16 protein-coding genes, 1 pseudogene and 2 riboswitches are annotated in these 19,490 nt (G+C 73.0%); of the genes and pseudogenes, 6 read left to right on the top strand and 11 right to left on the bottom strand.

Annotation, left to right across the window (positions count from 1 at the left end; translation table 11 throughout):
* The first annotated feature begins 40 nt into the window (after window positions 1-40).
* On the top strand, window positions 41-952 hold the full coding sequence (locus FMEAI12_RS27210) for a class II aldolase/adducin family protein (protein ID WP_112108325.1): 912 nt from the start codon (window positions 41-43) through the stop codon (window positions 950-952).
* Window positions 953-964: 12 nt separating this feature from the next.
* Here FMEAI12_RS27210 and FMEAI12_RS27205 read toward each other — a convergent pair whose 3' ends face one another.
* From FMEAI12_RS27205 to FMEAI12_RS27175, 7 genes are read right to left on the bottom strand one after another with little or no spacing between them, the layout of a single operon-like run.
* Window positions 965-3,322: a molybdopterin-dependent oxidoreductase gene (locus tag FMEAI12_RS27205; protein ID WP_200835429.1), complete on the bottom strand. Its 2,358-nt coding sequence runs from the start codon at window positions 3,320-3,322 to the stop codon at window positions 965-967.
* Window positions 3,323-3,342: 20 nt separating this feature from the next.
* Window positions 3,343-4,422, bottom strand: a complete 1,080-nt coding sequence (locus FMEAI12_RS27200; RefSeq protein WP_112108324.1) for an LLM class flavin-dependent oxidoreductase — start codon at window positions 4,420-4,422, stop codon at window positions 3,343-3,345.
* Window positions 4,419-5,597, bottom strand: coding sequence for an ABC transporter ATP-binding protein (locus FMEAI12_RS27195; RefSeq protein ID WP_112108323.1), 1,179 nt, complete (start codon window positions 5,595-5,597; stop codon window positions 4,419-4,421). The genes FMEAI12_RS27200 and FMEAI12_RS27195 overlap by 4 nt, the downstream gene beginning before the upstream one ends.
* The gene (locus FMEAI12_RS27190) at window positions 5,594-6,622 is read right to left on the bottom strand and encodes an ABC transporter ATP-binding protein (protein ID WP_112108322.1); all 1,029 of its coding nucleotides are present in this window, start codon (window positions 6,620-6,622) and stop codon (window positions 5,594-5,596) included. The genes FMEAI12_RS27195 and FMEAI12_RS27190 overlap by 4 nt, the downstream gene beginning before the upstream one ends.
* Window positions 6,615-7,568, bottom strand: a complete 954-nt coding sequence (locus FMEAI12_RS27185; protein ID WP_112108321.1) for an ABC transporter permease — start codon at window positions 7,566-7,568, stop codon at window positions 6,615-6,617. The genes FMEAI12_RS27190 and FMEAI12_RS27185 overlap by 8 nt, the downstream gene beginning before the upstream one ends.
* Window positions 7,565-8,605 carry an ABC transporter permease gene (locus FMEAI12_RS27180; RefSeq protein WP_112108320.1) on the bottom strand — a complete coding sequence of 347 codons (1,041 nt, stop codon included), beginning with the start codon at window positions 8,603-8,605 and terminating at the stop codon, window positions 7,565-7,567. The genes FMEAI12_RS27185 and FMEAI12_RS27180 overlap by 4 nt, the downstream gene beginning before the upstream one ends.
* A 28-nt stretch (window positions 8,606-8,633) precedes the next feature.
* Window positions 8,634-10,193, bottom strand: coding sequence for an ABC transporter substrate-binding protein (locus FMEAI12_RS27175; RefSeq protein WP_235014588.1), 1,560 nt, complete (start codon window positions 10,191-10,193; stop codon window positions 8,634-8,636).
* Window positions 10,194-10,881: 688 nt separating this feature from the next.
* A riboswitch (ZMP/ZTP riboswitch) is annotated at window positions 10,882-10,970 on the top strand.
* Between the two features lie 30 nt (window positions 10,971-11,000).
* Here FMEAI12_RS27175 and glyA point away from each other — a divergent pair.
* From glyA to mce, 3 genes are all read left to right on the top strand, one after another.
* On the top strand, window positions 11,001-12,263 hold the full coding sequence (glyA, locus tag FMEAI12_RS27170; RefSeq protein ID WP_071065917.1) for a serine hydroxymethyltransferase: 1,263 nt from the start codon (window positions 11,001-11,003) through the stop codon (window positions 12,261-12,263).
* A 318-nt stretch (window positions 12,264-12,581) separates the two neighbouring features.
* Window positions 12,582-12,795: riboswitch (cyclic di-AMP (ydaO/yuaA leader) on the top strand.
* 275 nt (window positions 12,796-13,070) lie between these two features.
* Window positions 13,071-13,850, top strand: a complete 780-nt coding sequence (locus tag FMEAI12_RS27165; protein WP_112108318.1) for a peptidoglycan-binding protein — start codon at window positions 13,071-13,073, stop codon at window positions 13,848-13,850.
* Window positions 13,851-14,094: 244 nt separating this feature from the next.
* On the top strand, window positions 14,095-14,520 hold the full coding sequence (gene mce, locus FMEAI12_RS27160; RefSeq protein ID WP_020460102.1) for a methylmalonyl-CoA epimerase: 426 nt from the start codon (window positions 14,095-14,097) through the stop codon (window positions 14,518-14,520).
* A 100-nt stretch (window positions 14,521-14,620) separates the two neighbouring features.
* Here the strand turns inward: mce and FMEAI12_RS27155 are convergent, their stop codons facing one another.
* The 4 genes from FMEAI12_RS27155 to FMEAI12_RS27145 form a co-directional block, all read right to left on the bottom strand.
* The gene (locus tag FMEAI12_RS27155; protein ID WP_112108317.1) at window positions 14,621-15,205 is read right to left on the bottom strand and encodes an LppP/LprE family lipoprotein; all 585 of its coding nucleotides are present in this window, start codon (window positions 15,203-15,205) and stop codon (window positions 14,621-14,623) included.
* A 130-nt stretch (window positions 15,206-15,335) separates the two neighbouring features.
* Window positions 15,336-15,992, bottom strand: a complete 657-nt coding sequence (locus FMEAI12_RS27150; protein ID WP_165938714.1) for a DUF5134 domain-containing protein — start codon at window positions 15,990-15,992, stop codon at window positions 15,336-15,338.
* The gene (locus FMEAI12_RS37375) at window positions 15,989-16,222 is read right to left on the bottom strand and encodes a hypothetical protein (RefSeq protein ID WP_041254064.1); all 234 of its coding nucleotides are present in this window, start codon (window positions 16,220-16,222) and stop codon (window positions 15,989-15,991) included. Before FMEAI12_RS37375 ends, FMEAI12_RS27150 begins: the two co-directional genes overlap by 4 nt.
* A gap of 174 nt (window positions 16,223-16,396) precedes the next feature.
* The gene (locus tag FMEAI12_RS27145; RefSeq protein WP_020460099.1) at window positions 16,397-17,053 is read right to left on the bottom strand and encodes a response regulator transcription factor; all 657 of its coding nucleotides are present in this window, start codon (window positions 17,051-17,053) and stop codon (window positions 16,397-16,399) included.
* Window positions 17,054-17,164: 111 nt separating this feature from the next.
* Between FMEAI12_RS27145 and FMEAI12_RS27140 the strand changes: the two genes are divergently transcribed.
* Entirely contained in the window at window positions 17,165-19,099 is a 1,935-nt protein-coding gene (locus tag FMEAI12_RS27140; protein WP_112108315.1) for a hypothetical protein, read from the top strand.
* Window positions 19,090-19,326: pseudogene (locus tag FMEAI12_RS38700) on the top strand (response regulator transcription factor); the annotation flags it as partial. The gene FMEAI12_RS27140 and the pseudogene FMEAI12_RS38700, both read left to right, overlap by 10 nt.
* Between the last annotated feature and the right edge of the window lie 164 nt (window positions 19,327-19,490).

The raw sequence follows: 19,490 nt of genomic DNA, 5'->3' as shown, positions 1-19,490 counted from the left end.
CGATGAGGCTGAGGCCCGATGAGGAAGGACAACCCCAGACATGACACTTTCCACCCATGACACCCCGGCACCGGCGATCCCGCCGGCGCCGACGCCGGACGTGGCCCCGGCAACGGTGGCCCCGGCAACGGTGGCCCCGGCAACGTCCGACGGTGAGCGGACGAGCCCGTGGGCCGGGCTGGTCGCGCCGGCCGAGGGCGGGCAGTGGCCTCGGCCGGTGCCGGTCCGGACGGTCGAGGAGGAGCGGCTGCACCGCAAGCGCAAACTCGCCGCCGCCTACCGGCTCTTCGCCAAGCTCGGCATCGCAGAGGGACTGGCCGGCCACATCAGCGCCCGCGACCCCGAGCTGACCGACCATTTCTGGGTCAACCGGCTCGGCCTCGACTTCGGCAGGATCAAGGTCTCCAACCTGCTGCTGGTCGACGACAAAGGGGAGATCGTCGAGGGTAAGCCGCCGCTGAACAGGGCGGCGTTCACCATCCATTCGCAGATCCACGCCGCCCGACCGGATGTCGTCGGCGCCGCGCACACCCACGCGCTGTACGGCCGGGCGCTCGCCGCGATCGGCGAGCCGCTGCATCCGATCTCCCAGGACTCCCTCGCGTTCTACGAGGATCACGTGATCTTCGACGAGTACAACGGGGTCGTGCTGGACGAGGAGGAGGGCCGCAAGATCGCCGCCGCGCTCGGCCCGCACAAGCTGGCGATCCTGCGCAACCACGGCCTGCTCACCGTCGGCACCAGCGTCGAGGCGGCGGCGTACTGGTACATCGCCGCGGAGCGGGCGGCGCGGACCCAGCTCGTCGCGGCGGCGGCCGGGACGCTGCGGCTCCTGGACCACGAGATCGCCAGCGCCACCGCCAGCCAGGCACGAGGTGACGAGGGCGCCCGCTGGTCCTTCGAGGCCCTCTACGAGATCATCGTCGAGGAACAGCCCGACCTGCTCGACTAGCTCGTCAGACGGTCAGACTGTGCCGCCCCGGCCCGGTCGGGAGACCAGCCGGGGCGGCGCGTCGACGGTGAGCCGCGGTGGCTCGCCCGTCCAGCGTTCGACCTCGACGAGGGCGTGCTGGCCGACGCAGCCCTGGGACAGGCGGGAGGTCGGCACGTCGGCGGTGAGCACGTTCGGGTTCCCGTGCACGCACAGTCCCGCTCCTGGCGGGGACCCTTCTCCGTGCTCATCCGCCGGGTCCTCGTCGAGCGGGTCGAACCAGGCCCCGGTGGGCAGCTGGACGACCCCGGGGCGCAGCTCGTCGGTCAGCACGGCGCCGGCGAGGCAGCCGCCGCGGTCGTTGAGCACCCGGACGACGTCGCCGGCGGCGATGCCGCGGGCGGCGGCGTCGGCGGGGTGCAGGCGCACCGCCTCCCGGCCGGCGATCTTGGCGGCCTGGCTGACCGCGCCGCCGTCGAGCTGGCTGTGCAGCCGGGTGCCCGGCTGGTTGGCGATGAGGTGCAGCGGGTAGGCGGCGGCTCGTGGCGCGCCGGTCCACTCGGTCGGTTCCAGCCAGACCGGATGGCCGGGGCAGTCCGGGTAGCCGAAGGACGCCACGGTCGCGGAGAAGAGCTCGATCCGGCCGCTGGGGGTGGCGAGCGGGTGCGCGTCCGGGTCGGCGCGGAACCGTTCGAACAGGGTGTGGTGGCCGGGCCCGCCGGGCAGCCGGTACTCGCCGGCGGCCCAGAACTCCTCGAAGGCGGGCACGTCCGTTCCGCGCCGGACCAGGTCCGCGCGCCAGGCCGTGTAGAGGTGCTCGATCCAGCCGCGGGCGTCGCGGCCCTCGGTGAAGGCGTCGACGACGCCGAGGCGGCCGGCCAGGCCCGCGAGGATGTCGTAGTCGTCGCGGGCCGCGCCGACCGGTGCCACCGCCCGGTGCATGGCGTGCAGATGGGTGTCGCGGCGGCCGCCGCCGATGTCCTCGCGTTCCAGGGTGGTGGTGACGGGCAGCACGACGTCGGCGTGCCGGGCGGTGGACGTCCAGTAGGGCTCGTGCACGATGATCGTGTCGGGTCTGGCGAAGGCGCGGCGCAGCCGGAACAGGTCCTGGTGGTGGTGGAAGGGGTTTCCGCCCGCCCAGTGGACCAGGCGGATGTCAGGGTAGGTGTAGCGGTCGCCGTCGTAGTCGTACCGCGCGCCGGGATGCAGCAGCATGTCGGCGATGCGGGCGACCGGGATGAAGGTGGTGACCGGGTTGCGGCCCTGCGGCAGGTAGGGGATGCGTCCGGTCGGGCCGGGGTCTCCGACGTCGCCCATGGAGCCGTAGCCGTGACCGAAGCCGCCGCCGGGCAGGCCGATCTGGCCGAGCATCGCGGCCAGCGTGAGCGCCGCCCAGACCGGCTGTTCGCCGTGCTCGATGCGCTGCAGCGACCAGGTCACGGTGATCAGGGTCCGGCGGGCCGCCATCCGGCGGGCGAGCCCGACGATGTCCGCGGCCGGGATGCCGCAGATCGACGCCGCCCAGGCGGCATCCCGGACCACGCCGTCGGCTCGGCCGAGCAGGTAGTTCTCGACCTCGCCGAAGCCGACCGTGTAACGGTCGAGGAACGCCCGGTCATGACGGCCCTCGGCGACGAGGGTGTGGGCGAGCCCGAGCATCAGCGCGGCGTCGGTGGCCGGCACGATCGGGTACCACCGGATGTCGACACCGCCGGGCAGGTCGGTGCGCAGCGGGCTGACCAGCGCCATCTCGACGCGGCGGGCCGCGAGTGCGGCGAGGTACCCGGGCGTGCCGTGCCGGGTGACGCCGCCGGGCGTCACGAACACGTTCTTGGCCGGGATGCCGCCGAAGGCGACGATCAGCTCGGTGTTCTCGACGATCGTCGGCCAGGACGAGGCGGCCCGCAGCACCTCGTCCGCGCTGCCGACGAGGTGGGGCAGCAGCACCAGCGACGTGCCCAGGCTGTAGGAGTTCCGGGACGAGGTGAAGCCGCCGACGGTGTTGAGGAACCGGTGGAGCTGGCTCTGCGCGTGGTGGAAGCGCCCGGCGCTCGCCCAGCCGTACGAGCCGCCGAAGATCGCCTGGTTGCCGTGCTCGCGGCGGACCCGGTCCAGCTCGGCGGCGACCAGGTCCAGCGCCTCGTCCCAGTCGAGCTCGACGAACTCCTCCCGCCCGCGCGTGCCGGCCGGCCCCGGGCCGTGTTCCAGCCAGCCGCGGCGGACCGCGGGCCGCGCCACCCGGGTCGGATGGCGCAGCCCGCCCGGCACGTTGCCGAGCAGCGGCGACGGGGCCGGATCGTCCGGATGCGGGACCACCGTGATCCCACCGTCCGGGCCGACCCGGACGCCGTAGGCGCCCCAGTGCGAGGTCGTCGGCCGCAGGCCGGTCACAACGCGGGCCGGGCCCGTCGTCAGGCGGAGGCGCCGACGGGCTCGCGGTCGGCGGTCTGCTCGCGGACGAGACGGATCAGGGTGCCGTAGTCCCGGGCGTCGTCCAGCGGCGCGAAGCCGCGGATGAGCAGCGTCGACACCCCGACGTTGACGTAGTCGACGAGCGACTCGGCGACCTGCTCGTAGCTGCCGACCAGCGCGGTGGAGTTGCCGGCGGCGCCGGTGGCCTTGGCGACCGCGGTCCACAGCCGCTTGTCGTGGACGTCCGCCTGGTCGGCGTAGCGCAGCAGCCGCTGGCTGCCGACCTGGGCCGACCCGTCGACGTTCATCACCTTCTTCAGGTCGCCGACCCGCTGCCTGGTGAGCTCCAGGATGTCCGCGGCGCGCTGCCAGGCGGCCTGCTCGGTGTCCGCGGGGATGGGGCGCAGGCTGACGCTGAACCGGGGGTCGCGGCCGTACGGCGCGGCGGCGGCCCGCACCTCGCGGATCCGCTCGACGATCCCGGCGATCGGCTCACCCCAGAACGCGTACACGTCGGCGTGCTTGCCGCCGACCCGGACGGCGTCCGCGGACGCGCCGCCGAAGTAGATGGGGATGCGGCCCTCGGGGCGGACCGACGACCGGGCGCCGCGAACCGTGTAGAAGTCACCGTCGTAGTCGAACGGCTCGGCCGACTCCCACTCGCGGCGCAGCACGTCCAGGAACTCGTCGGTGCGCCGGTAGCGGGTCACCTTGTCGGTGAGGTCGCCGTCGCGGGCCTGGTCGGCGTCGTCGCCGCCGGTGATGACGTGCAGCGCCACCCGGCCCGGGTGGAAGGCGTCCAGTGTCGCGAACTGGCGGGCCGCGATCGTCGGCGCGGTGAAGCCGGGCCGGTGCGCCAGCAGCACCTTCAACGTCGTCGTCCGGGACAGGATCTGGTCGGTGATGACGAAGCCGTCGGGCGTCGCGGAGCTGTGCGCGACGAGCACCCGGTCGAACCCGGCATCCTCGTGCGTGCGCACCAGGCGCTCCAGGTAGTCCGGGTCGACGACGGGGCCGGACCACGCCTCCGACTCGCTGCCGACGAAGGTGCTGGCGATACCGATGAACTCGATGCTCACGCTGAGGACTCCTTCAGGATGGCGGTGGAGCCGGTGACCTGGTCCCGCCAGGTTTCGACGTGGTGGCACGCGGCGGCCCATTCGCCGGCCGGCCGGCCGGCGACGGCCCGCCGCGGCGGGGTCTCGGCGCAGGCGTGGGTGGCGAAGCGGCACCGGTGGGCGAACACGCAGCCGCCCGCCGACCGCCGCGCCGCCCCGTCGGAGTCAGAGTCGGCGCCGGGGTCGGCGCCGGCGGCCGGCCGCAGCGACGCCGGGTCGAGCCGGTCCTGGCGGCGGACGCTCGGCGCGGAGGCGATCAGCAGCGCGGTGTACGGATGCTGCGGCCGGTTGAACACGTCCGCGATCGGGCCGTCCTCGACCACCCGTCCCCGGTAGAGCACCACCACCCGGTCGGCGATACCGGCGAGCGAGCTGAGGTCGTGGGAGATGAGGACGATCCCGACCTCGAGCTGCCGGCGGAGCCCGTCGAGCAGCCGCAGGATGTGGTTGCGGTTGGACGCGTCCAGCGCGCTGACCGGCTCGTCGCACAGCAGCAGCCGGGGACGTCCGATGACGGCGCGGGCGATCGAGGCGCGCTGGCGCTGGCCGCCGGAGATCTGCGCGGGGAGCCGGTCGGCGACCGCCGGGTCGAGGCCGACCCGACGCAGCGCGCCGCTCACCTGCTCGGCCCGCGACGCCCGGGTTCCGGTGCCGGTGATCGCCAGTCCCTCCGCGATGCTCGCCCCGATGGTGAGGTCCGGGTCGAGGGCGCGCAGGGGATCCTGGAAGACGAACTGGAGCGCGCCGCTGCGCCGGAAGTCCCGCTGGGCCCGGCCGCGCAGCTGGGAGATGTCGACGCCGTCCAGGAGGACCCGGCCGGCGTCCGGGGCCCCGAGCCCGGCGATCGCCCGGGCCAGCGTCGTCTTGCCGGACCCGGTCTCGCCGATGACACCGACGATCTCCCCGGCGCGGACGCTCAGGTCCACGTCGTCCAGCACCCGGACCCGACGACCGCCGCCCGGCCGGGGGAAGGACAGCCCGAGGCCCTCGACCCGCAACAGCTCAGTCTGCAGGACCGCCACCGTGCCGGTGCCGGTGTCACCGACGCCGGTGGCAGCGCGGCCGGTGGTGGCACGGCCGGTGGTGGCACGGCCGTCGTCAGCCAGGTCGGTGTCGGCGAGATCGGTGTCGGTCATACGGCGGCTCCTGCTCCGACAGCTCCTGCTCCGCTCAACGCGATCTCGCTGGCCCGGACGCACCGGACGGCCCGGTCGGGGGCCTGCTCGGTCAGCGGCACCGGGCCGGAGCGGCACTGCGGGGCGGCGAAGTCACACCGGTCGGCGAACCGGCAGCCGCGGATCTCGGCGCCGACCGGCGGTGGCTCGCCGTCGATGACGTCGAGGGTGCGTCGGTCCCAGTCGCCGACCGAGGCGACCCGCAGCAGCGCCTCGGTGTACGGGTGCCGCGGCGAGTCGAGCACCTCGGCCGTCGGGCCGGTCTCGACGAGCTCGCCGGCGTAGAACACCAGCACCCGGTCGCAGAGCTCGGCGATGACGGCGAGGTCGTGCGAGACGGCCAGCACGGCCAGCCCGCGCTCCCTGCGCAGCCTGCCCAGCAGTTCCAGCACCTCGGCCTGGATGGTGACGTCGAGGGCGGTCGTCGCCTCGTCGGCGACGAGGAGCTCCGGCTCGCCGGACACCGCGATGGCCAGCACGACCCGCTGCAGCATGCCGCCGGACAGTTCGTGCGGGTACTGGTGGTAGACCCGCTCGGGCTCGTGCAGGCCCATCGCGTCGAACAGCGCCACCGCGGCGGTGCGGGCCTCCCGGCGCGGCTTGCCGACCTTCACCCGCAGCTGCTCGGCGAGCTGGTGGCCCACCGTCTGGGACGGGTTGAGGTACGAGGCCGGGTCCTGGAACACCGCGGAGATCCGGGTACCGCGCAGCTGCTCCCAGGCTCGGCGCGGCAGGCCGACCAGCGAGGTGCCGGCGAAGTCGATCGTGCCGGCGGTCACCGCGCAACCGGGCGCGAGCACCCCGAGCACCGACCGGCAGACCAGCGTCTTGCCGCTGCCGGACTCCCCGACGATCCCGACCGCCTCGCCGCGCCGCACCTCGAACGACACCCCGTGGACGGCCTCGGTCCGCCCGCCGCCGATGGCGACCCGAACGCCGTCGACCGTCAGCAGCTGGTCCCCCCGGCCGGTTCCCGGCTCAGGCATGGATCCTCTCCTCCTGCTCGGGGACGGCCACGGCCGGCGCTCCCGGGACGGCCGGAGCCCCCGGGAGCGCCGGCACGGCGTCCGGACGGGTCGCGCCGCGGCCGATCGGATCCACCGCGATTCCCGTGGTGTCGCGGATCGCGTCGGCGATGGCGTTCAGCGAGCCGGCGGTCAGCATGATGGCCAGCGCCGGGATCGCCGGCGCCCACGGCTGCTGGGCCAGGAAGCCCAGGTCGCTGGAGAGCATCCCGCCCCAGGTCGGGGCCGGCGGCTTCACCCCGATGCCGAGGAACGACAGCGAGGACACGGCCAGCAGCGCGGCCGCGGACAGCTGCGCGGTGGTGACCGCGACCGTCGGGAGCACCTTCGACCAGATGTGGGTCCGGATGATCCAGCCGCGGGACGCGCCGAGCAGCTCGGCGACCTCGACGTACTGGGCCCGGGTGAAGCCGAGCGCCGCCGCGCGGGTGACCCGGAAGAACAGCGGTGCCAGCAGCACCCCGATGGCGAGCATCGCCTGGTCACGGCCGTTGCCGATGATCCCGGTCACGGCGATCGCGAAGATGATGTAGGGCAGGGTCATCACCGCGTCCACCAGCCGCTGCGCCACCCACTCGAAGACCCGGCCGAAGACGACCGAGCCCAGCCCGGCCGGCACGCCGAGCAGGAAGGCCACCGCGACCGCCTCCACGGCGCCGACCACCGACCGGCCGGTGGCGTCCATCAGCCGGCTGAGCACATCCCGCCCGAGGTAGTCGGTGCCGAGCCAGTGCGCGCCGCTCGGGCCGGCCAGCAGGTTGGAGGTGTCCTGGGCGAGCGGGTCGGACGGCGCCAGCGTGCCGCCGAGGAACCCGAGCACGGCGACCGCACCGAGGATCACCAGCGCGATCTTCGTGGACCGCAGCCGCACGGCCCGCCGCAACGGGCCCGCTGTCTTCCGCGTCATCGTTCCTGCCTCTTCGCGTGCGGTGTCAGTCGCAGCAGGGCGGCGTTGACCAGGAGGTTGCAGACCACGACAAGCCCGATCATGGTGACCAGCACGCCCTGGATCACCGGGATGTCGCCCTTGCTCGCCGCGTCGAGCCCGAGCTTGCCCAGGCCCGGCAGGTTGAAGACCGCCTCGGCGACGACCATGGCCCCGATGAGCTGCGGGATGGAGTAACCCAGGAGGGTGAGCGCCGGCCCGGCGGCGTTGCGCAGGGCGTGCCCGAAGACGACCCTTCGCCTCGTCAGCCCGCGGACGTCCGCCCCGGTGATGTAGTTCGCCCGCAGCTCCCCGACGAGGGAGGTGCGCAGCTGGCGGGCGAGGCCGGCGGCGGCGTCCACCGACAGCGCGATCGACGGCAGGATGGCGAACCGCAGCCACTGGCCCGGATCCTCGGTGAACGGCACGTAGCCGCCGGAGGGAAGGATCGGGACCGTCACCGAGAACAGCACGATCAGCCCGATGCCGACGACGAACGGCGGCACGGTGGCCACGGCCGAGCACAGCATGGTGACCGCCCGGTCGAACCAGCCGCCGGACGACAGCGCCGCCCCGATGCCCAGCCCGCCGCCGACCAGGACGGCGAGCAGCACGGACAGGACTGCGATCGACACGTTCACCGGCAGCGCCTGGGTGATGCTGTCGGTGACCGGGAGCGTGGTGAAGTAGGACCGCCCGAGGTCGCCGGTGAGGGCGCGGCCGAGCCAGCTGAAGTACTGGACGAGCAGCGGCCGGTCGAGCCCGAAGTAGTGGTTCATCCGGTCGATGTCCGCCGGTGTCGCGGTCTCGCCGAGCACCTGGGCCGCCGGGTTGGTGTCGGTGAGAGCCCCCATCGCGTAGGTGATGAAGGTGGAGAGCAGCACCACCGGAATGCCCACCGACAGCGCACTGCGCAGCGGCCGTGCGAATGCCCTGCCCCAGCCGGCCCGCCGGCCGGCCGGGGGCTCAGCCGCCGCGCCGGCCGGCTCGACCGCCGGGCTGATCTCGAGTGTCGTCATCTGGTGCCCTCACCGTCGGTGGCTGGCATTACCCGACCCGGACGCCCTCGAAGCGCTGCACTGCCAGGAAGCTGCCCAGCTCCGAGACGCTCTTCTTGCGGGCGAGAACACGCGGCGTGGTGAAGAGGAAGATGTTCGGCATCTTCTCGACCGCGATCTTCGTGGCGGCCCGGAGCACCGTCGGGTACGACGGGTCGTCCAACGGCGTCTCCCGCACCTTCTGCAGCGCGGCGGTCAGCTCGGGGGGCGTCTGCCGGCCGGGGTTCATCAGGCCCTGCTCGCCGAACAGCACCTGGAAGGCCTGCACAGCGGAGTCACGACCGGCGAAGCCGTCGGTGGCCAGCGCCCTCGAGTGCTGGATGTACATGATCTGGGTGGCCTGCGCCGCCGGGATCGTCTCGATGGTGAGCTTCACGCCGACCTTGGCGAGCTGGGCCTGCACCTGCTCGGCAAGAGCGGAGCTGACGCCCGTGGTGGTCAGCGGCACCTCGACGCCGTCCGGGAACCCGGCCTCGGCGAGCAGCTTCTTCGCCTTCGCCGGGTCGTACGGGAACGCGTTGTCCAGGCTCGGATCGTGGCCGACGTACCCCGGCGGGAACGGCTGGTAGTTGACCACGCCGAGCCCGAAGGTCTGGGTGTCGGCGAGCGCCTTGCGGTCGAGGGCGTGCTTGAACGCCTGGACGACCTTCGGATTGTCGAACGGCTTCATGGTGATGTTCACGTCGAGAACCGTCGTCACCAGCGAGGGGATGACCTGCACCTCGAGGCCGGCGGCCTTCGCCGCCTCGACCTGGCTGCCCGGGATCTGGGCGACGTCGAGCCGCCCGGACTGCAGCGCCGGGACCGCCGTCGCCGCCTCCGGCGCCGGGTACAGCTCGAAGGCGTCGAGGTGGATGTTCGCCTTGTCCCAGTACTCGGGGAACCGGACGAGCTTCGCCGACTGGTTCGGCACGTACTCGGTGAGCCGGAACGGCCCGGCCCCGACCGGCTTGGTGGCCAGCCCCTTCGCGTCCTTCTCGAAGGCCGTCGGACTGACGATCATGCCGGTCTTGCCGGCGAGCAGGCTCGGGATCTGGTAGTCGGTGGCGGCCAGTTCGATGGTGACGGTCCGGGCGTCGTCGTCCGCGGCCACCGACTCCACCGTGGCGAGCTGCGCGGCGACGAGCGATCCCGGGAAGCTCTTGCCCCGCTCGAGACTCTTCTTGACCGCGGTCGCGTTCAGCGGTGTGCCGTCGCTGAACGTCAGGCCGGCCCGCAGGGTGAAGGCCACCTGGGTCCCGTCCGCGTTGTACTTCCACGACTCGGTCAGCGCCGGGACCGGGTTGCCCTTCTCGTCGAGCTTGGTGAGGGCGGCGTAGGCCAATGAAAGCGCGTGCACGTCCCAGCCCGCGGACGAGGTCACCGGGTCCCAGGAGGTGACGGTCGACCAGCCCCAACGCAACGTCCCGCCCTCCTTGCCGGCGGACGAGACCGAACCGCTGTCGTCGCCGCAGGCGGCGAGCAGCAGGGAGGAGCCAGCGAGTACGCCGAGACCGAGGAAGCCACGGCGGCCCATTAGCGTCGAATCGGCTCGGAGAGGTGCGTTCACGGGGGACGGTCGTCCTTTCGCAGAAAAGTGGGCGCGCGGAATAGCAGGCGTGGCCCGTAGCGATGCGTAGGCAGGCCGCAATCAGCGGTCACCGACGCCCTGAATTCGGGCTCCGCCTGGGACATGTCTTCGGTAGACATGGATAGGGGTGGAGTGGAAACGGGGATGAGAGACCTGGCCAGTGACGCTGGACCCCGCAAACCCGCAGCGACGGTCGCGATCACATGGCACGGTCAGGCTGCGGTCGGCGTCTCCCGCTGGAACCTTTCCGCCGGAGGGGTCGATACGGAAGCGGAAATGTCAGCGACAGAGTGCGCTGGACGTCCGCCGGTAGTCCACGTAGCGACACGCCACGGGGAGGAATCTCGACCGCATAGGTGGACAATGCCCGATTGGCCGGGGCGGCGTCAACAGCTGACCAGGGACGATGACCTGCAAGGAGCCGCCCCCATCCCATCTGTCGGGTATGTCCGATTCCCAAAGATTCCTCTTGATGGCAGGCATTTCGGCCATTAACCACCGCGGCGGCGCAGCGATCCCGGTGACTTCAACCGCCAGCTCGGATGCCATCCGTAACCGAAGCGACAGCCCAGACGTGACGAACGTCACCATTGCGGGCCGGCGCACCCGAGGAGGGGCCGCCGATCACCCGCCGGTGGGAAGCGGGACCGAGCCACTACGATGGCGGGCGAAGGGTCGTGACTGGCGCGCTCGGGTGGAAGCAACCACCGGGAAGCGACGAAGCTGCTGGCGGCGCCGTGCGCCTGGGCGCCTCCGACGTAGACGTCTGTCCGCGTGGAGGTACACATGCATGAGCCCGCGATGACCCACCTGACCGCCGCCGATCCGGAGATCGGCGGCCTCGTCGAGGCCGAGGCCCGGCGGCAGTACGAGAAAATCCGCCTGATCGCGTCCGAGAACTACGTCTCCACCGCCGTGCTGGAGGCGTCCGGCTCGGTGCTGACGAACAAGTACTCCGAGGGCTACCCCGGCAAGCGCTACTACGAGGGCCAGCAGGTCATCGACCCGATCGAGACGCTGGCGATCGACCGGGCGAAGTCGCTGTTCGGCGTCGAGCACGCGAACGTCCAGCCGTATTCCGGCTCCCCCGCCAACCTCGCGGTCTACCTGGCCTTCCTGCAGCCCGGCGACCCGGTGATGGGAATGGGCCTGCCTTCCGGCGGCCACCTGACCCACGGCTGGACGGTGTCGGCGACCGGCCGCTGGTTCCGCGGGGTCCGGTACGGGGTCCGCCAGGACACCGGGCGGGTCGACCTGGACGAGGTCCGCGACCTCGCCCTCGAGAACCGGCCGAAGGTGATCTTCTGTGGCGGGACGGCGATCCCCCGCACCATCGACTTTCCCGGGTTCGCGGCGATCGCCCGCGAGATCGACGCCGTGCTCGTCGCGGACATCTCCCACATCGCCGGGCTGATCGCCGGCGGCGCCCACCCATCGCCGGTCGGGCACGCTCCGGTCATCACGACGACCACGCACAAGACGCTGCGCGGCCCGCGCGGCGCCATGATCATGTCGGACGCCGCGCACGCGACGGCACTCGACAAGGCCGTTTTCCCGGGCCTTCAGGGCGGCCCGCACAACCACACCACCGCCGCCGTCGCGGTCGCCCTGCGGGAGGCCGCGACACCAGATTTCCGGGAGTACGCGCACCGGGTCGTCGCGAATGCGAAGGCGCTCGCCGAGGCGCTTTCCGGACGCGGTTTCGATCTCATCACCGGCGGCACCGACAACCATCTCATCCTCATTGACCTGACGAGTCGCGGAGTCGCCGGGAAGCCGGCGGCGAAGGCACTCGACCGGGCCGGGATCGAGCTGAACTACAACACGGTGCCGTTCGACCCGCGCAAGCCGTTCGACCCGTCCGGGGTGCGCCTGGGAACCGCCGCGATCACGACCCGCGGGCTGCGTCCGGAGCAGATGCCCACCCTCGCCGCCTGGATCGACGAGGCCGTCAAGGCCGCCGGCGACGCGGACGAGGCGACCATCGAGCGGATCGCGGGCGAGGTCAGGGACCTGATGTCGGCCTACCCGATGCCCGGCTGGGTCTGACCGACCCAGCGGGGAACCTCCAGCCGGCCGACCCAACGGCACCGCTGACTCCCCCTCACCCTCGGCCCGGGCGCGCACGAAGGCGCCCGGGCCGAGGCATGCCCGGCCCAGCTCCCCCGCAGCCCCGGTCGCCGTCCGCGCCGGGTGTGGCGACGTCCGGGCGGATGCCCGCGCCGCAGCGTCGCCGGTTACTGCCCGGAGTGTCTCGATCTCGATTCTGTGTACGCATCGTGACCAGGATGCGCCGTCGGTACAAGAAAATTAGTACTTGCGATTACCCTTAGTAGTTCGTTACGGTGTCCTGGCTCGCAGCAAGCGACGGGCCGTACGCCGAGTTCTGCCCTAGGCCCGTCGTCCCCTCCTAGCGATCAGCAGGGCAGAAGCGGGGGAACCACGTTCCTCCGGACGGCCACCCGCGCACGGGCGGCCGTCCTCGGGGTGAAGTCGACCGCGCCGCAGATGCGGTAAAGGCCGACCGGGCTTCCCGGCCCGAACCCGACAGCTAACCTCGCAGGCGTACGGGAAGGATCGTCGTGTACGCACGCATGTCTGGATCACCCAGGCGGGCCTTTCACCCGTCCCTCGGGCAGCCGCCGCGGCCGCACAGTGCCCGCATCCCGGGGTTGACGCAGGAAATCTAGACCCACCAGGTCCGGAATACTTTTACGCCGACAGAACGCCGGCGCACTGAGCCATGCTTCCCTCGCCGGGCGAATCGTTGCCGTAACTTTTTGATCCGTGTACGGATCAATTTCCCATCCGGACATTCAGAAGCTCTGTTCTTCATAGCAGAAACGAGATTCTTAGATGTCGCATGGAAAGCACCGCAGGTCCAGCCGTCCGAACACCTCCGGACGGGGACCCGGGCGAGGCCGCGCCGCCGTGGTCACCGCGGCGAGCGTCATCGGCGCGTCGGCGGGCCTGATGTTCACCGCGGGCCCGGCGAGCGCGGCCACCGTCTCCGACGTCACCATCGCGCAGGCGGCGCAGAACGCGGGCCTGCCGTCCTGCCGCGGGATTCCGCTGAGCACCTGGGTCGCGGTGGCGCTGGCCGAGTCGGGCGGCAACACAACGGCCCACGCGACGGTCGGTGAGGACTCCCGCGGCCTCTGGCAGATCAACATGCGCGCGCACTCGAGCTGGGTCGGTAGCCGCAACCTCTACGACCCGAACGTCAACGCCTGGGCCGCACGGCAGGTATGCGCCAGCCAGGGCATCGGTGCCTGGAGCGCCTACAAGAACGGCATGCACGTGAAGTACCTGGCCCGCGGCGCCGCGGCGGCGGCCGCGGTGGGCAGCGGCACCGGCGCCCGGACGATCTCGGCCGTCACGCCGGCCGCACCGGCCGCACCGGCCGCGACGGCACCGGCGCCCGCCAGCTCGGGCTACATGCGGCTCGGGGTCGAGGGCGTCCGCTGGGACGTGGCGCTGGTGCAGAAGCGGCTCGCCGCCATCGGCTACCCGATCACCATCGACGGCCGGTTCGGTCCGCAGACCAACCACATGGTCGTCGACTTCCAGAAGAAGAACGGCCTCGTCCCGGACGGCGTCGTGGGCCCGCTCACCCACGACAGGCTGTTCGCCTGATCCAGGGGCGGCGCGCGGCCGTCGAGCCGTCCACGTCGCGGCCCGGGCACGCCGGTGCCGGGCCGCGACGGGGCGGCGACCGGGCGGCGTGGCCAAGCCCGTGGCCGGGCGGGGGTGGCGCGCCCGACACGGCCGACCTGCCGCTTCAGTGGACCGCCGGGCCGGATCCGGGCAGGCTCGGAGTTCTGGCCCGCCAGGCAGGACGCGACCAGGGCCGCCCGTCCACGAGGCAGGAGCGATTTTTGTGCTGACCAGGATCGACCATGTCGGAATCGCCGTGGCCTCGCTGGAGGAGGCCATCCCTCGTTACGAGGCGGCGTTCGGCCTGAAGGTCGCGCATCAGGAGACGAACGAGGCGCAGGGCGTGCGCGAGGCGATGCTGCTGGTGCACCACGGCGACACGGGCGGCTCCTACGTCCAGCTACTCGAGCCGGTGCGCCCGGACACCCCGGTCGGGAAGTTCCTGGCGAAGAAGGGCCCCGGCATCCACCACATCGCCTACGGCGTGGCGGACATCGACGCGGCGCTGGCGGCGCTCACCGTCACCGGGTTCGACCTGGTCAACAAGACGCCGGTGCACGGGACATCCGGAAGCCGGATCGCGTTCATGCACCCGAAGGGCCTCGGCGGGGTGCTCACCGAGCTGGTCGAGGCGGCCGAGGGCCACTGACCTCCGGCGTGACCAGCGCGGCCGGGCCCGGGGGCTGACCCGGGCCCGGCCGCGGCGGCGGTCCCACCCGCCGGCGGTCCCACCGGCACTGCGTCGCTGGTCAGCGGCGGCTCTCGGCGGCGGTCCACTTGCTGGTCGGGATCGGGTCGAGCGGCACGACCGACGTGCCGTCCCAGCGGAACCGCACGCTCGCCGCGCCCGCGCTCGGGCAGCACATCGGGTCCGCCGGGCGGTACAGGTCGTACTGCAGCGCCACCACCTCGCTGGTCGACCACACCCACCGCACGCCCGCGCTCGCGACGGCGTCCGTCCCGACGAACCGGCCGCGGTGGAAGAAGAAGGCCTGCTGCGGATGGCCGTCCACCGAGGTGGACAGCCGCCCGACGATCACGCTGAGATCGTGGGTGGGCTCGTAGCCGTCCGTGGTGATCGGTGTGTAACCACGGCCGCGGACAAGGCCCGACGCCTCCGCCAGGCTCAACGAACCGGCCACGACGGCCGAGCTGCCAGGGCCTGACGGGCTGGCCACGGCACCTGAGCTGGCCACAGCACCCGGGCTGCGCGCGGCGCCCGGTGTGGCGGCCGGGGGTGACTGCACCGCGGTCGGCGCGGCGGACACCGCAGACGCCGCCCCGCTCAAGATGACCGCGGCGGCCAGTACGGAGATGAACACGACTCGACGCATGGCGACCGCCCCCTTGGGCCTCGTATCTGCCGACCGGCCGACCGTAGGCGCACTTCGGGCTCGCCGCCCGCTCAGGGAGTGGAATGCGCGGTTTCGGAGCAGGTCACCCGGGGGGTACGGGAGTGGGCGATCAGGTACGGGCGAGGAGCATCAGGATCATTCCACCCGACATGATCAGTCGGGATCCGCGCGGGACGACCGGTTCCGGAAAGATCCGGATTAGCCGGGCGGCCAGCTCACGGACGCGCGGGCGCGCCGGCGGCGGCGCGGCGAACCGGCGCGCCGACGGGCCGGCCAGCGCCGCCAGGCACGCCCCGCCGAAGATGACGACACACCAGGCGCCGATCGCCCCGTCGGTGCGCAGCGGCCAGCCGGCGACGCAGGCCGCCCCGGACATGCACGCCATCGCCGCCGCCTCCACGACGAGCAGCGCACAGCAGGACCACATGCCCGGCGCACTGCACCGGGGATGGGTGACGAGCCCGACGAGCAGCGCCGCCGTCAACGCCAGGTACAGCGCGAGGAACGGCCAGGAGCCGACGAGCCGGGCGGGGCCGGTGAACATGACCGCCATCCCGGCCGCGACCAGCACGTGCCCGCCCTCGATCCAGCCGTCCGCGGCGGACGCGTGCGTACGCGGCCCGTCCGCCGCCACCGGGCGGCGGAACAGGGCGCGCATCCGCCACAAGTGGATCATTGCGACGATGATTGAGGCCACGCCGGCGGCTACGGCCAGCGGACCGGCCAGCGGAACCAGGTCCGCGGCCACCGGGTGGCGGTGGGTCACCCCCCAGCGGCGAGCTCGGCGGCCACCAGCGAGCTGATGCGACCCGCCCGAGCCTCGTCGACGATGACTTCCAGCTGTTCGATGCTCATCTGGATCCGCTGGCCGAAGTCGTCGGTGAGGACGACCCGGCGGTCGGCCGCGGCGTGGTGGTCGATGTAGAGCTCCGGGCAGCCGCAGCTGCACTTCCCACAGAACGTGATGACGCGATTCAGGGCGTCCGACCCGCTCATGGCACCTCGCACGACGACGATAAGATCATCTGAGTGTAAGCGGTCGGGCCCGCAGAGCCGACCGAATCCGCCCACCGTGGCGCCGGCGGGTGGCCGGCGGCAGGCGTGGCGGCGGCCTCAGCCGTGGCCGGCGGGCTCAGCCGTGGCCGGCGGGCTCAGCCGTGGCGGGCGGGCTCAGCCGTGGCGGGCGGCGTCCGCCCAGGCCAGGACGGCGAGCACCCGGCGGTTCTCGGTTGGCTCCGGCCGCAGCCCCAGCTTGGTGAAGATGCTCGCGATGTGGGATTCGACCGTCTTCGGGCTCAGGTGCACCCGCTGAGCGATCCCGCTGTTCGACAGGCCCTGGGCCATCAGCTCGAGGATGCGGCGCTCGCGCTCCGACAGCCCGCTCAGTCGCTGCGACTGCGGGTAGCCTGCGAGCAGCCGCGCGGCGATGTGCGAGTCGATGACCGGCTGCCCCTCGCGGAGCCGCTCGAGGGCGTCCTTCAACGCCTGCCGGTTGGTGATGTTGTCCTTGCGCATGTACCCGATGCCGGCGGCGCCACCGGCGAACAGGTCCGCGGCGAACGGGTCGTCGTCGTGCGCGGTGACCACCAGGACGCCCATCCCCGGGTGCGCCTGCCGCAGCGCGCGGGCCGTCAGCAGCCCCTCGTTGGTCCTGGTCGGGGGCATCCGCATGTCCACGATCGCGACGTCGGGCGGGGCGTCCCGCACGACGGCGAGCAGCTCCGTCCCGGTCGGCACGGAGGCGGTGACCTCCACCCCGATGGTCGCGAGCAGAACGCTGAGCGCCTCCCGGATGAGCCCACTGTCCTCGGCGATCGCAACACGCACACCGGATCTTCTCACGTCCCCCGGACGGCCCGGTCACGCACCGGGATAACCCGGGGCCGTTCCGGGGGACATCCGGTAGGAACCCCGCGTTCGCTCGGGTACACCTGACGGATGCCGGTCGGCTCCGGGCGTTCCGCGACGGCGCGGCTCGCCGCCTCGACGACGGCCACGACGCTGCTCGTGGCCGCGGCGACCGTTGCCGCCGGGTGGCCGTACTGGGAGCGCCACCGGCTGGCCGCCGTCCCGAACGTGGCGGTGGCGGTGGCGCTGGTCGTCGCCGGCATGCTGCTGCGCGGCGACCCGTCGTCACGCCGGTGTGGGGAGCTGCTGGCCCTCGGCGGCCTGTGCTGCCCGCTGACCTGGCTGATGAGCTGGGACGTCGGCCCGCTGCCGCTGATCGCCGTCCTCGGCCAGTCCGTCTACTGGGTGGCCTACGCCTGGGGGCTGCTGCTCTACCCGGGGAACACCCTGCGCGGCCGGGCCGACCGGTGGTGGGTCACATCCGCGGCGGTGATCCTGCTGGGCGGGCAGGTGCTGACGGTCGTCATCTCCCGGCCGTCCTGGAACGGCTTCACCGACGGTGTGCTGTGGCCCGCGCCGCTGCTCGTCGGCCGGGCCCGTTTCGAGGCGGCGCTGGACGTCCTGCTCGTCCTCTACGTCCTGGTGCCCGTGACGTTCGTGCTGCTGGCGGTCGCCCGGATCCGGGCGGCGCGGGGCCTGGAGCGGGTCGTCGCCGGTCCGGTGCTGCTCTCGGCGGGCTTCGTGGCGCTCGTCACCGCGGTGACCTACCCGGGCCTGATGGCCGAACCCGAGCTGGGCCGCGTCGAGGACGCGGTCGCGCTGCAGGGGGCCGCGTCGATCGTCACCCCCGTCGCGCTGCTCGCCGTCGGCGCCCACCGCCGGCTGCTGCTGGCGACGACCGCCGACCGGCTCGGCCGGGAGATCGGGTCGCCGACACCGGCGTCGGTGCGGGCGGCGCTGCGGGCCCTGCTGCGCGACGCCACCCTCGAGGTCTACTACCGCCAGCCGGACACCTGCCACCAGCCGGACACGGAGGTGCTGGTGGATCTGCACGGCCAGGTGGTGGACCTCCCCCCGGAGGACCACCGGGGGGAACGGTCGGACCGGCCGGGCCCGGAACAGCGCTGGTACGTCCCGGTGCGGTCCGCGGCCGGCGCGCCGGTCGCGGTGCTGAGCATCGATCCCGTCCTGCGCTGCCACCGGCGGCAGGTGGCGGCGGCGCTGGCCGCGGCGGCCGCGGCGCTGGAGCAGGCGCGGGCGCAGAGCGGCCTGCGCGCGCAGCTCGTCCGCCTGGGTGAGGAACGCCGGCGGGCCGCGCGCACGCAGGCCCACGAGTGGGCGCTGGTCGGGCGGGAGCTGGACGACGGCGTCCGCCGGCGCCTGGCCGAGCTCGCCGCGGCGGCGGGGGACGTCGCCCGGACGGTGTCGGAACCGGCCACCGCGCGGGCCCTGGCGGAAATCGGCGAGGGGCTGCGCGCGGCGCACGGCGAGCTCGCCGACATCGCCCGGGAGGCCCATCCCGCCGTCCTGGAGCGGGACGGCCTGCTCCCGGCGTTGGAGAGTCTCGCCGCGGGGCTGGGGCTGGGCGGCCCGAGCCTGCTGCGGGTGCCCGCCGGCCGCTTCGACACGACGGCCGAGCGGGCGATGTACGCGGCGCTCGCCGCCGCGCTGCGCGCCATCGCGGCCGCCGACGCGGTTCCACCGCCGGACACGGCCGCGGGGATGCCGGAGCCGGCCGCGGCGGGACCGGTGGTGTCAGAGCTGGCGGTGGGGCCGGGCGTGTCAGGGCTGGCGGCGGGACCAGCCGCGGCGGGGCCGACGGCGGGCAGGAGAGAGTGGGGGGCCGCCCGGGTCGAGGTGCGCGCCGAGGGCGCGATGCTCGTCGGCGAGGTCACCTGCGCGGTGCCGGTGGCCGGCGGGGTACGCGCCGCCGCCGACCACGCCCGGGCGCTGGGCGGTTGGGTCGCCGTACGCGGTGCCGCCGGCGGCGCCACCACGACCCGGGTGACGGTCCCGTGCGGGTAGCGATCGCCGACGACAGCCCGCACTTCCGCGAGGGCCTGCGGGCGCTGCTGACCAGCCTCGGCGTGGACGTCGTCGCCGTGGTGGAACGCGGCGCCGACCTGGTCTCGGTGGTGATGGCCACACCCGCCACCGCCCCGGTGGACGTCGCCCTGGTCGACATGCGGATGCCGCCCACCGGCACCGACGAGGGGCTGCGCACCGCGCGGCGGATCAAGGCGTTCCGCCCGGACGTGGCGGTGCTGGTGTTCTCCGCCGACGACGAGGCCCCCTACGCCACCGAGCTGCTCGGCGGGGCGCTGCCGGGAACCGGCTACGCGCTCAAGTCCAACATCACCCAGCGCGACGTCCTGCGCTCGACGCTGAGCCGGCTGGTGCGGGGCGAGATCGTCGT

Source organism: Parafrankia sp. Ea1.12 (assembly GCF_900465275.1).
In the GTDB taxonomy this organism is placed as follows: Bacteria; Actinomycetota; Actinomycetes; order Frankiales; family Frankiaceae; genus Parafrankia; species Parafrankia soli.
This window is presented reverse-complemented; position numbering and strand designations above follow the sequence as displayed.